Annotated in this window: 10 protein-coding genes; 8 read left to right on the top strand and 2 right to left on the bottom strand. The window is 34.9% G+C overall.

The window, feature by feature from the left end; genetic code table 11:
• The first annotated feature begins 247 nt into the window (after positions 1-247).
• From topA to BUB89_RS01595, 7 genes are all read left to right on the top strand, one after another.
• Positions 248-2,764 (top strand): type I DNA topoisomerase, encoded by a 2,517-nt coding sequence (gene topA / locus BUB89_RS01625; protein ID WP_073241200.1) that lies wholly within the window; start codon positions 248-250, stop codon positions 2,762-2,764.
• Positions 2,765-2,818: 54 nt separating this feature from the next.
• On the top strand, positions 2,819-3,967 hold the full coding sequence (locus BUB89_RS01620; RefSeq protein ID WP_073241835.1) for a formimidoylglutamase: 1,149 nt from the start codon (positions 2,819-2,821) through the stop codon (positions 3,965-3,967).
• A 247-nt stretch (positions 3,968-4,214) separates the two neighbouring features.
• Positions 4,215-5,624: a T9SS ring complex lipoprotein PorK/GldK gene (gene porK / locus BUB89_RS01615; RefSeq protein ID WP_073241198.1), complete on the top strand. Its 1,410-nt coding sequence runs from the start codon at positions 4,215-4,217 to the stop codon at positions 5,622-5,624.
• Between the two features lie 63 nt (positions 5,625-5,687).
• Positions 5,688-6,338, top strand: coding sequence for a type IX secretion system motor protein PorL/GldL (porL, locus tag BUB89_RS01610; RefSeq protein ID WP_073241196.1), 651 nt, complete (start codon positions 5,688-5,690; stop codon positions 6,336-6,338).
• 56 nt (positions 6,339-6,394) lie between these two features.
• Positions 6,395-7,930, top strand: a complete 1,536-nt coding sequence (gene porM, locus BUB89_RS01605) for a type IX secretion system motor protein PorM/GldM (RefSeq protein WP_073241194.1) — start codon at positions 6,395-6,397, stop codon at positions 7,928-7,930.
• A 48-nt stretch (positions 7,931-7,978) separates the two neighbouring features.
• Positions 7,979-8,869, top strand: coding sequence for a type IX secretion system ring subunit PorN/GldN (gene porN, locus BUB89_RS01600; protein ID WP_073241192.1), 891 nt, complete (start codon positions 7,979-7,981; stop codon positions 8,867-8,869).
• Positions 8,870-8,951: 82 nt separating this feature from the next.
• Positions 8,952-10,004: an NAD(P)/FAD-dependent oxidoreductase gene (locus tag BUB89_RS01595; protein ID WP_073241190.1), complete on the top strand. Its 1,053-nt coding sequence runs from the start codon at positions 8,952-8,954 to the stop codon at positions 10,002-10,004.
• Positions 10,005-10,166: 162 nt separating this feature from the next.
• Here BUB89_RS01595 and BUB89_RS01590 read toward each other — a convergent pair whose 3' ends face one another.
• The gene (locus BUB89_RS01590; protein ID WP_073241188.1) at positions 10,167-10,547 is read right to left on the bottom strand and encodes a DUF983 domain-containing protein; all 381 of its coding nucleotides are present in this window, start codon (positions 10,545-10,547) and stop codon (positions 10,167-10,169) included.
• Positions 10,548-10,612: 65 nt separating this feature from the next.
• Between BUB89_RS01590 and BUB89_RS01585 the strand changes: the two genes are divergently transcribed.
• Entirely contained in the window at positions 10,613-12,520 is a 1,908-nt protein-coding gene (locus BUB89_RS01585) for an ABC transporter ATP-binding protein (RefSeq protein ID WP_073241186.1), read from the top strand.
• A 190-nt stretch (positions 12,521-12,710) separates the two neighbouring features.
• Here BUB89_RS01585 and BUB89_RS01580 read toward each other — a convergent pair whose 3' ends face one another.
• Positions 12,711-13,676 carry an App1 family protein gene (locus BUB89_RS01580; protein ID WP_073241183.1) on the bottom strand — a complete coding sequence of 322 codons (966 nt, stop codon included), beginning with the start codon at positions 13,674-13,676 and terminating at the stop codon, positions 12,711-12,713.
• Between the last annotated feature and the right edge of the window lie 23 nt (positions 13,677-13,699).

Below are 13,699 nucleotides of genomic sequence, written 5' to 3'. Positions count from 1 at the left end.
TAACAGAAATCAAACGGATATGACAAGATGTCAGATGAAGAATTAACAAAATTTAAGGCATTTGAATACAGAGGTTTTGAAAAAAATAAAAAACGAATGCCAAAACTCAGGCCCTGAATTTTAGAATTTAAAACTTAAAATCGAACAGTCTATATAAATAAGGTAAGTTGCTAATTCTTTCAAAAAAAAAATCTAAAGCCGTTGTATTTAAAAAAAATAGATACTTTTGTTCCAGAAAAATATAGCAATGGCAAAGAATTTAGTAATAGTTGAGTCACCTGCAAAGGCAAAAACAATCGAGAAATTTTTAGGAAGTGATTACCAGGTGGAGTCAAGTTATGGGCATATTGCCGACTTGCCTTCAAAGGAAATAGGTGTGGATGTAGAACATGGATTTAAACCTAAATACGAAGTTTCTCCGGATAAAAAAGCCTTGGTTACTAAATTAAAAGCGTTGTCTAAGAAAGCGGAAACGGTTTGGTTAGCAAGTGATGAGGACCGCGAGGGAGAGGCTATTTCATGGCACTTGGCGGAAGAACTAAAACTAGATAAAAATAAAACCAAGCGTATTGTTTTTCACGAAATCACAAAAAATGCCATTCTAAAAGCAATTGATAATCCACGTGAAATAGATTATAATTTGGTCAATGCGCAACAGGCACGTCGTGTTCTGGATCGTTTGGTAGGTTATGAATTGTCTCCGGTTTTATGGAGAAAAATTAAAGGCGGACTTTCAGCGGGTCGTGTACAATCGGTATCTGTTCGTTTAATTGTTGAAAGAGAACGTGAAATTCAGGAATTTAAAGCAATCGCTTCTTATTCTGTTGTTGCCGAATTTACTAACGAAGCAGGAAAAACATTCAAAGCTAAGCTGCCTAAAAATTTTAATACTAAAAAAGAAGCCGAAGATTTTTTAAATAAAAATATCGGTTCTGCTTACAAAGTGGCTGATTTAGAAACAAAACCAACAAAAAAATCACCAACTGCGCCATTTACCACTTCGACTTTACAACAGGAAGCGGCTCGTAAATTGTATTTGCCTGTTGGAATCACCATGCAATTAGCACAACGTTTGTACGAAGCCGGATTGATTACTTATATGAGAACGGATAGTGTAAATCTTTCTAAAGAAGCCATGGATGCTGCCGAGGCTGAAATTATAAAATCCTACGGTGCAGCATTTTCGAAGCCCAGAATTTTTACAAATAAAAGTAAAGGAGCACAGGAAGCTCACGAGGCTATTCGTCCTACCGATATGTCGCGTCATACCGTAAATATCGACAGGGATCAGGCGCGTTTGTATGATTTGATTTGGAAACGAACTTTAGCTTCGCAAATGAGTGATGCTCAATTAGAGCGTACCAATGTTAAAATTGCCGCTAATAATCATTCAGAATTGTTTGCTGCATCTGGTGAAGTTTTGCTTTTTGAAGGTTTCTTAAAAGTGTATCTTGAAGGTCATGACGACGACGAAGAGGAGCAAGAAGGAATGTTGCCTGCAATGAAAGTCAACGAAAAATTACAAAACAATTATATTACTGCAACAGAGCGTTATTCGCGTCCGGCAGCAAGATATACCGAAGCTTCTTTGGTTAAAAAATTAGAAGAATTGGGTATTGGTCGTCCCTCTACTTATGCACCAACAATTTCTACTATTATTAATAGAAATTATGTTGAAAAAGGGAATTTAGAAGGACAGGAACGCAATTATACACAACTGACTTTGCAATCGGGTAAAGTAGGCGAGAAGTTGCTGAAAGAAAATACGGGTTCTGATAAAGGAAAATTAGTGCCAACAGACATTGGAACCATTGTTACTGATTTTCTGGTAAAGAATTTCGGGAATATTTTAGATTATAATTTTACGGCAAAAGTAGAACAGGATTTTGATGAAATTGCCGAAGGAAATATCGAATGGGCAACCATGATGCAAGAGTTTTATGATCAGTTTCATCCAACAGTAAAGCATGTTGAAGAGAATGCTGACAGAGAAAGCGGAGAACGAATTTTAGGTACTGATCCGGCAACAGGAAAACCGGTTTCGGTTCGTTTAGGGAAATTTGGTCCAATGGCTCAAATTGGGGATGCTGAAGATGAGGAAAAGAAATTTGCCAGCTTGATGAAAGAGCAAAACATTGGAAATATTACACTCGAAGAAGCCTTAGATTTATTTTTGTTGCCTAAGAATTTAGGAATTTACAAAGACGAAGAAGTAGAGGTAAGCAATGGTCGTTTTGGTCCTTATGTACGCCACGGAAGTGTGTTTATTTCTTTGCCAAGAGGAGAAAATCCATTGGATGTTTCTATAGAAAGAGCTCAGGAATTAATTGACGAAAAGGCAAAAGCTGATGCGCCAATTGCTACTTATAAAAACGAAGCTGTTCAAAAAGGGGTGGGACGTTTTGGTCCGTTTATCAAATGGAACGGAATGTTTATCAATGTGAGTAAGAAATACGATTTTGATAATTTATCACAAGCCGATATTGAAGCTTTGATTGAAGATAAATTACAAAAAAATATTGATAAGGTAATCCACAATTGGGAGGACGAAGGTATTGTAGTAGAAAAAGCCAGATGGGGACGTTCGGTTATTTTGAAAGGAAAAATCAAAATTGAACTGAGTAAAGATGTTGATGCCTCAAAAATGACTCTGGAACAAGTGCAGGCTTTAATTGCCGAAAAAGCACCTGCTAAGAAAGCTCCGGCTAAAAAAGCAGCTGCAAAGAAGCCGGCTGCCAAAAAAACGACTACTAAAAAGAAATAAACTTAGTTTTCTTATTATTCTTAGGAAGTAAAAAGTTAAGAATAGATTATTATGATGGGATTTGATTTTCTGGAGCCAATAAATGATCATATACTAAGACGGGTAAAATCGCTAAGTTCTCAGCAACTGGGAAGTAAAGTGGTTTTTCATACCCGGGAAGAGTTTCCGGATTTAGATAAAATAAAAATTGCTTTAATAGGTGTTTCGGAAAACAGAGGTGGTAGTGCTGACAATTCCGGAGACTTATCTGATTTCAGGGAGGAATTGTATAGTATGTTCCCGGGCAATTGGGATGCTGTTATTGCTGATTTAGGCGATATTTTGCCTGGAAATTCTAAAGAAGATACTTATTTTGCTTTACGCAAAGTAGCCTCTGATTTGATTAAAAGAAAAATTATACCCGTTATTATTGGTGGTTCGCAGGATTTAACATACAGCATGTACCGTGCTTATGATGAATTAGAGCAAATGGTCAATCTGGTGGCTATTGATAGTAAATTTGATTTTGGTAAAGAAGAGGAGCTAATGTCTGCGAATTCTTATTTGTCCCAAATGATTATTGACGAACCCAATAATTTGTTCAATTTCTGTAATATTGGTTACCAAACCTATTATAACTCTCAGGAAGAAATTGATTTAATCGAAAAATTATTTTTTGATGCCTATCGTCTGGGTGAAGTTTCAAATAATATTGCTATCGCAGAACCTGTTTTTAGAGACGCTGATATCGTAAGTTTAGATCTGAATGCGGTAAAATCTGCCGATTCTGGAAATTTTGTTTCTTTTGCACCCAACGGTTTCAATGGAAAAGAAATTTGTGCATTAGCAAGATATGCCGGAATAAGTGATAAAGTTTCGATGTTTGGAGTGTTTAACCATCATCATTCACATCAGGAAGCTATCTTAATTACGCAAATCATCTGGTATTTTATTGAAGGATTTCATTATCGTTCTAATGAGTATCCTTTTGGCAGCAGAGAAAATTATATAAAATATAGTGTACCCATTGAGGAAGAGACTTTAGTTTTCTATAAAAGTGATAAAACAGATCGTTGGTGGATAGAAATTCCTTTTATTACTAATGGGAATAATAAATTAAAACGAAATACGTTATTACCTTGTTCCTATGAAGAATATTTAGGGGCTTGTAATCAGGAATTGCCGGAAAGATGGTGGAAAGCACAAAGAAAGAATGTGCTTTAAAAAAGTTTCAGAAGCTGTAAAAAGTATCTTTTGTTCAATTTATGGAAAATAAAAAACTACGGTTTATCGGATAAATGTGTTTTTAATCGTATTTTTTTGCATTTTGTCGATAAAATATTTTTTTTATAATTTATTTAACTTTACTTTTGGTTAAGAATTTAATTATAGAAAAAAAATATTGTTTTATTAATAAATAATAAATACGTTTACACACTTAAAAAATAAAGAATATATAACCCGAATTTATATGAAGAAGTTCATTGCGTTTATGGCAATTTTGTCACTTTTAGTAAGCTGTGGTAAATCTAGTGATAAAGGAGAATTAGTCGGTGTTAAAGGTGCAAAATGGCATCCGGAGAAACCTTACGGTATGGCTTTGGTACCTGGTGGAGCCTACATTATGGGTAAATCTGATGAAGATTTAGCCGGTGTTCAGGATGCTCAGACAAAAACTGTAACTGTTCGTTCCTTTTATATGGATGAAACCGAAATTACTAACAGTGAATACCGTCAGTTTGTAGAATGGGTTAAAGATTCTACGATACGAATGAAGTTAGCTATTTTAGCCGATGATACTGGTGCTAAGCCGGGTGATGGAAAAGGAAAAAAAGCGGGGAGTATTGGTGACTTTGCATTTAATGATGCTGATCCTGAAAAAATGACGGCTTATGATAAATACATGTATGATAATTATTATAGTGTAGGTACTGATGAAGATCCGTATGCCGGAAGAAAACTAAATAAGAATATTAAGCTTATTAAGGATCCTAAATTATATCCTGATGAGTATTATGTAGAGGTAATGGATTCCATGTATATTCCTATTGAGGAATCTTACAACGGTTTACGTACCATAGATGTTGATAAATTGAAATTCCGCTATTCATGGATGGATATTCAGGCTGCAGCCAAAGCTAAAGTAGGTAAAAGAAAAGATTTCATCAGAAACGAGGAGGTGAAAGTATATCCGGATACTACGGTTTGGATCAAAGATTTTGCTTATTCGTATAATGAACCCATGCATAATGATTATTTCTGGCATAAAGCTTATGGAGATTATCCGGTAGTAGGAGTAAAATGGACACAGGCTAAAGCTTTTTGTGCCTGGAGAACCTTAAATAAAAATACTTATATTAAATCTAAAAAGAGTGGTCGCGACCTGATTAATTCTTTTAGATTACCTACTGAGGCGGAGTGGGAATATGCCGCCAGAGGTGGTTTAGAATCTGCTACCTATCCTTGGGGAGGTCCTTATACTAAAAATGACAGAGGTTGTTTCTTAGCTAACTTTAAGCCTAACAGAGGAGATTATGCTGCTGATCAGGCTTTGTACACTGTCGAAGCTAAATCCTATGAGCCTAATGGCTATAATCTTTATAACATGGCAGGTAACGTATCGGAATGGACGGATTCTTCTTATGATCCAAATGCCTACGAATATGTATCTACTATGAATCCAAATGTTTTAGATGCTTCTAATAAACGAAAAGTTGTCCGTGGAGGTTCGTGGAAAGATGTTGCTTATTTCCTACAGGTAGGTACCAGAGATTTTGAATATGCTGATTCAGCCAGAAGTTTTATTGGCTTTAGAACAGTTCAGGATTATATGGGTGTGCAAACTACAGCTAATGGTGGCGGAGCAGGAAAAACCAGATAATTTTATTACCCCTTTAATTTATTAATAAATAACACCTACACTAACTAAAAAAAACTTAAGATTATGGCATTATTAGGTAAAAAAGCAATGAATTTTGCTTACGGAATGGGAGCAGCAGTTGTAATTGTTGGAGCTCTTTTTAAAATTACGCATTTTGAAATCGGACCATTAACAGGTACGTTAATGCTTTCTATCGGATTATTAACAGAGGCATTTATTTTTGCTCTTTCTGCTTTCGAACCCGTTGATAATGAATTGGACTGGACTTTAGTTTATCCGGAATTAGCTAACGGAACACCTAATGCTAACAAAAGACAAAAAACAGAATCCCCATCAGAAGCTCAGGGTTTATTATCTCAAAAATTAGATAACTTACTAAAAGATGCTAAAATTGACGGAGAATTAATGGCAAGTTTAGGTAATAGCATCAAAAATTTCGAATCTGCTGCTAAAGGAATTGCTCCTGCTGCTGACGGAATTGCTGCTACAAAAAAATACAGTGATGAATTGTCTATGGCTGCTGCCCAAATGGAAGCTTTAAATAGTTTGTACAAAGTACAATTAGAAAGCGCATCCCGAAATGCAGAGGCTAATAAAGAAATTGCTGAAAATGCATCTAAATTAAAAGAACAAATGCAATCGATGACAGCTAACATTTCTTCATTGAACAATGTTTATGGAGGTATGCTTTCTGCAATGAACAATAAAGGATAATAATTAGTCAGAAAATAGATATTGAAAAAAATTACTAAACTAATTATTTAGAAAATATGGCAGGAGGAAAACTAACCCCTAGACAGAAGATGATTAACCTGATGTATTTGGTTTTCATCGCTATGTTGGCAATGAATGTTTCAAAAGAAGTTATATCAGGTTTTGGATTAATGAACGAAAAATTTGAAAGTTCAAATACTAATTCTAAACTAACAAACGAGCAAATGTTAGGTGCTCTGGATGCTAAAGCAGCTGAGGCCAAAGGAGAATTTGCTACAGCATCCGTAACAGCTCACAAAGTAAAAACAATAACCGATAATTTTTATAATTATATTGCTTCTTTAAAAGAGCAGGCTACTAAAGGTTATGAGGTAGATCCTGAAACCGGAAAACTGCCTTATGAAGAAATGGATAAAGGCGATAATATTGCTGATTGGTTTACCGGAGAAGGCTATGGCAAAAAAGGTAATGAAATTATAGCGACCATCAATCAATACAAAGCAGATATGAAAGCTGTTTTAGCAGATAAAAAGTATGCTGCTATTATAAGTGAAATTGAAAGTAAGTTTGATCTTTCGGATGTTAAAAATAAAGACGGTATTCCTGTAAAATTTTTATCGTATCACTTTAAAGATTTTCCAGCTATTGCTACGGTTGCAAAACTTTCGACCTGGCAAAATGATATTAACAAAGCAGAATCTGATGTGTATAGCGCAGCTTTAGGAAAAGCGGCAGTTGCAGCGGCTTCTTACAGTAATTATCAGGCAATTGTGGTTTTAGATAAAAATGCTTATTTTCAGGGAGAAGCAGTTACTGGAAAAGTAGTTTTGGGACGTTATGACGAAAATACGAAACCAACAGGTTTTTCCGGACCTGGAAAAATTGTAAATGGACAAGCAGTAATCTCTTTAACAGCAGGTGGTGTTGGAGAACAAACAATTGGTGGGCAGTTTACCTTTACAGAAGATGGAAAAACAATTCCGTTAAAATTTTCCGGAAAATATGTTGTAGTTCCAAGACCTAATTCAGCTACTATTTCTGCTGATAAAATGAATGTAGTATACAGAGGAGTTTCAAACCCTATTTCTATCTCATTTGCAGGTATTGCTGACAATAATGTGAATGCTTCAGCTCCGGGATTATCTAAAGTCGGAAACGGAAAATACGTGATGAATCCGCAAGGAGGAAATGAAGTAGTAATTAATGTTTCCGGAAAAATGGCCGATGGTAAAGTGGCTTCAGACAGAAAAGTATTCAGAATCAAAGGAATTCCTGGGCCAACAGGTACAATCAGAGGAGAAACAGGTGTGGTTAAAGGACCTAAATCTAATCTTGAAATTGCTACAATTGGAGCTAAATTAGAAGATTTTGATTTTGACGTTAATTTAAATGTTGTTGGATTTAATTTAAAAATTACCGGTCAGCCTACAGTGGTTGTTCAGGGTAACAGATTAAATGCACAGTGTAAAGCAGCTCTTTCTAAAGCAGGTAGAGGTGATCAGGTTACTATTTCTGAAATAAAAACAAAATTAGTAGGAGCAGGCAGTTATTTATTGCCAAGAACAGCTCCGGTTATTTTTGAAATTCAATAAACGTTTTACCCATAGCGGTACGCGTCAATTCTTATTAATGACACTATGATGAATATGAGAAATTTTTTGATAATTGCAATCTCTTTGTTGGGAGGAATAGCTTCTTATGCTCAGTCTAATTTGCTGAACGCTAAGATTCCGGAGGAAATTGGTCTTAAGACTCCTGCACAACTTATTTCAGATAACGATAAGCCTCTGGCTTATGGTTATGTTCATGATAGAGATGTATTGATGGGTAAAATGGTATGGGAAATTATTGATTTAAGTGAAAAGATTAATTTTCCACTTTATTTCCCTGTTGATACTGCTAATATTGGTTCGGACAGACGTTCTCTTTATGATGTTTTGACAAGAGCGATAAAAAGCGGAGAAATTTCAGAAGTTTACTCAGATAGTTATTTCAATACTAAGAAAACGTATAAAGATATTCAGGCTTCCCTGAGCAGAATTGATACTACTGATGCCGGTAGAGAACAAATAAATGCAGGTCAGACTGTTTCTGAAGAATATGTTTTAAGATCTGATTTAACGGCTCAGGATGTAACCCAATACAAAATCAAAGGATTCTGGTATTTTGATAAACGTCAAAGCGAACTGAAATATCGTTTGCTTGCTATTTGCCCTGTTACACCAGATGTGTACACGATGAATAGTGACGAAAAGGATTATATTGAATTGTTCTGGATTTTTTATCCTGATGCAAGAGAGGTTTTGCATGAAGCTAAAGCTTTTAATAATAAAAACTCGGCTATGCCTATTTCTTTTGACCAAATATTAAATTCAAGGCGTTTTAACAGCGTCATTTATAAAGAAGAAAATGTGTATGGCGATAGAGAAATTAAAGAGTATATGAAAGACAATGCTCAAAACCAATTACTCGAAGCGGAACGTGTGAAAGAGAAAATCCGCGATTTTGAATCGGATATGTGGAATTATTAATTTCGATGATATTTTTACAAAAACTCTTACCTGATGGTAAGAGTTTTTTGTTTTCTGTATTTTTGCACTTTATTTAAAAAGTATGATTGATTATTTAATTGTAGGATGTGGATTAGCCGGAATTTCATTTTCTGAAATGGCGTTAGCAAATGCTAAAAGTATTTTGGTAGTGGATAATGATTCTCAAAATTCATCAAAAATTGCCGGAGGATTATATAATCCGGTTATTTTAAAGCGTTTTAGTGAAGTATGGCAGGCACAGGAACAATTGCTTTTAATGAATCAGTTTTATGCTGATTTAGAACAAAAAGTTTCGGTTAAAGTAGATTTTAAAAAACCTATTCTGCGTAAATTCTTTTCTGTCGAAGAACAGAATAATTGGTTCGCCGCTTCAGATAAACCTGCTTTATCTCCGTTTTTATCTACTTCCATTGTTACAAAGAAATACGGCGGAATTGATTCACCTTTTAATTATGGAGAAGTACTGCATACGGGCTATGTAGACACGGCTTCTTTATTAGAAAATTATAAAAAATACCTGCTACAGGAAAATCTTTTACTTCAGGATTCATTTGATTATGAAGCTCTGGAAGTTTTATTAGATAGTATCCGTTATAAAAATATAGAAGCAAGGCATATCATTTTTGCTGAAGGTTTTGGGATGCATGCTAATCCTTACTTTAATAATTTGCCTTTGGATGGTACTAAAGGCGAACTTTTTATCATCAAAGCTCCTGATCTGGATTTAGATGTCATCATCAATACCTCTGTATTTATTCTTCCGCTGGGCGATGGATTCTTTAAAGTGGGTGCGACTTATAACTGGAAAGATAAAACCGATTTGCCTACCGAAGAAGGAAAACAGGAATTGATGGAACGCATTCGGGAAATTATCAATTGTGAGTTTGAAATTGTATCTCATTTTGCAGGTGTCAGGCCCACGGTAAAAGATCGAAGACCATTAGTGGGAACACATGCTAATTCTAAATCAGTTCATATTTTAAACGGCTTAGGAACAAGAGGCGTAATGCTTGGGCCGGCAATGGCAAAAGCATTATTCGAATGGATAGAAAGTGGGATCCCTTTGCCAAAAGAAATTAATATTGATCGCTTTAAGCCCAAAAATAAAAGATAGTTTATCTTGGTAAACGAGGGGTGTTATTTTTGCCACAAATTACACTAATTAGCACAAATAGTAATAACTCTTAAAAAGAATTACACCAATTTTTATCTGCCTTTGTCAGATTCGTGGAATTCGTAGCTTTTTTATTTTTGGAATTGATGATGTATTTGCGTTTCAGGCTTTAAAATTCGGGTCGTAATGCACAAACATATTGATGTAAATATTCCTCGACCATCGGAGTACAAATGGAAATGTAACAATTAGCGTTGCTATTATTGCAATAAAAGCCGTTTTAAGTGAAGAGTCAAAAAACAAATAGGAAACAATAAAAGCAGCGATTCCGATAGCTACATTTAGTCCGTAACTCACATACATGGCACCATAAAAAAAAGAAGGTTCAATTTGATAGGTCAGACCACAATGCGAGCATTTCACATTCATTTTTAAAACATTAGCCAGATTTAACGGATTTTTGTCCACATACATGCTTTCATTTTGGCATTTCGGACAAGTTCCTGTTAAAATACTATTTAGTTTGGATCCTTTTTTTAACATTTGCAAAAATTTTTATCAAAGGTACATTTTTAACAAAAGTACCCATGTAACATTAGTCACAAAATATGCTTAATATACACAATTTATCGGTTTCGTTTGGTGGTACTTATTTGTTTGAAGAAGTTACCTTTCGATTAGGAGCCGGAGACAGAGTTGGTCTTGTAGGAAAAAATGGTGCCGGGAAATCCACGATGCTAAAAATGTTAGCAAGAGATTTTGCTCCTGACTCCGGAGTGATTTCACAGGAGAAAGATATTCGAATGGGATTCCTGCGTCAGGATATTGATTTTGAAAGAGGAAGAACAGTTCTTGAAGAAGCTTATGAAGCCTTTACAGAGATTAAAATTGTAGAAAAAAAACTGGAAGAAATCAATCATCAACTGGTTACCAGAACCGATTATGAAAGTGAAGAATACAGTAAAATCATTGAAGATCTATCTGATTATACTCACCGTTTTGACTTATTAGGAGGTTATAATTATGTAGGTGATACAGAGAAAATACTTTTAGGATTAGGTTTTAAAAGAGAAGTGTTCAATAACCAGACGGAAACTTTTTCGGGAGGTTGGAGAATGCGTATCGAGTTAGCCAAATTATTATTGCAAAATAATGATGTTTTATTGCTGGATGAGCCTACCAATCACCTGGATATTGAAAGTATCATCTGGTTAGAAAGTTTCCTTCGTAATTATCCAGGAGTTGTAGTGATTGTTTCGCACGATAAAATGTTCTTAGATAATGTAACCAACAGAACTATCGAAATTTCCCTTGGAAAAGCGTATGATTTCAATAAGCCGTATTCTCAATATTTAGAATTGCGTCATGAAATTCGGGAAAAACAATTGGCAACACAAAAAAATCAGGCTAAGAAAATTGAAGAAACGGAAAAGTTAATCGAAAAATTCCGTGCCAAAGCTTCTAAGGCTTCGATGGCGCAATCATTGATTAAAAAATTAGACAAGGTAGAACGAATTGAAGTTGATGAAGATGATAATTCGGTAATGAATATTTCGTTTCCGGTTTCTAAAGAACCAGGAAAAGTGGTTATTGAAGCCGAAAACGTAACCAAAGCTTACGGAGATAAAGTAATTCTAAAAGATATTTCGCTTTTAGTAGAACGCGGGAGTAAGATAGCTTTTGTAGGTCAAAATGGACAAGGAAAATCGACTTTTATCAAAGCATTAGTAAACGAATTTGAGTACGACGGAACGATCAAATTAGGACATAATGTTCAATTAGGTTATTTTGCTCAAAATCAGGCCGAATATCTGGATGGTGAAATCACCTTGTTGCAAACGATGGAAGATGCCGCAATGGATACTAATCGTTCTAAAGTGCGCGATATGTTAGGTTCGTTTTTATTTCGCGGAGACGATGTAGAGAAAAAAGTAAAAGTGCTTTCAGGAGGGGAAAGAAACCGTCTGGCATTATGTAAATTGCTTTTGCAGCCTATTAATGTTTTATTGATGGATGAGCCTACCAATCACCTGGATATTAAATCTAAGAACGTATTAAAAGCCGCTCTGCAAAAATTTGGCGGAACATTACTATTAGTTTCTCATGACAGGGATTTTCTTCAAGGGATGTCGAATATCGTTTACGAATTCAAAGATCAAAAAATCAAGGAATATTTAGGAGATATTAATTATTTCTTAGAGCAACGCAACCTGGAAAACATGCGTGAAGTGGAGAAAAAAGATGTAGCTAAAGCTGCGGCTCCAAAAGAAAATAAAAAAACATCCTACGAAGATCAGAAAAAAGGGAAAGCCTTGCAGAATAAATTGAGTAAAGTAGAAAGCCAAATCAAACAATTGGAAAGAGATATCCAACACGACGATAAAATGTTGGCTTCTAATTATGATAAACATATTGAAGATGCTGCATTTTTTAAAGCATACAATAAAAAGAAATCCGATTTAGATCAGTTGTTATTAGATTGGGAAATTGTTCAGGAAGAAATAGATAATTTGTAGCTATTCCAGCCTTTTGTTATTCGCTCCGCAAAGTCTCCGACTTTGCGGCGGTGTTTTTCGGTTTTTAACCGACCTTTTTTAATATCAATTTGTCTGTCACAGACAGACCAACGCCTCCTCAAAGTCAGAGACTTTGCGGAGCAGGGTCTGCAAAAATCTGCATAATCTGCGTGCAATATTCTAAAAAAAATTATTGAATCAATCCTATTCTTTTGGAATGTGCAATCGCTTCTTTGCTTTTCTTAAAATAGCAAACTTCTACTTTAAGACTTTCGAGATTTTTAAGCGTATTAATCACTTTTTGTTTTTTGCGTTTGCTTGTTTGTCTAATGTAAATAGCCTGAATGGTTAATGGAAAAATCTTAGCGATTGCTTCGTATAAATAAGGATCTTCCTGCGAATCATCGCCTATCAATACATATTTTAAATTAGGGTAAAATTCTAAAATGTGTTTTATTTTTTCAAATTTATGATTGTGTCCGCCTCTTCCTGTCCAGAAAAAATTAGACAGACTGGTTTTAATGTCTTTTAGCAATAAAACCGCTTTGGGCAAATTATGAATTTCGGTAAACTTGACAATAAAACGGTATAAATTCCATTCACTGCTGGAAACATAAAAAAAGATATTGAGCTCTTCTTTATCTTTTCTTCCGGATTGGCTTAAGGCTTGATAATGTGCGGTTACGTCTTCAAAAATTTTACGTCTGTTGATATTATGAAACAGTAAATTGTATAATTTCTTAAGCGGATTCATTGTATAAGAAACCAAAAAAGTATCGTCAATATCTGATATAATTCCTATATTGTCAATCTTTGGACGAATGTAACTATCCTTTGCTGTAATGGTTTCCTCATTGTAGGTGAGACTTACTTCGTATGCTACCCATCCGTAATTATCCTGAGTAAGCGGAATGCAAAATTTAAAATAACCGTCTCCTAATGTTCTGGTATGGATAACGGCGTTGTTATGTGTTAAATAAATATCGGCATTAGGCCATGTTTTCATTCGATACATCCCAATAATAGAGCTTGCATTTTTAAAATTTTTATCCTGAAAATCGTAATCGGTATCCTTTGTGGGCAGGAATACGTGTCCCATTACAATTAATTCCTGATCATTGGCATAACCGCGATATAATTTTAAAATGGGTTTCATTTTTAGTGTTTCTTTTGTATTCT

Origin of the sequence: Flavobacterium flevense, from assembly GCF_900142775.1 — a bacterium.
GTDB lineage: Bacteria > Bacteroidota > Bacteroidia > Flavobacteriales > Flavobacteriaceae > Flavobacterium > Flavobacterium flevense.
The sequence above is the reverse complement of the archived record's forward strand: the minus strand, read 5'-3'. Positions and strand labels throughout refer to the sequence as shown.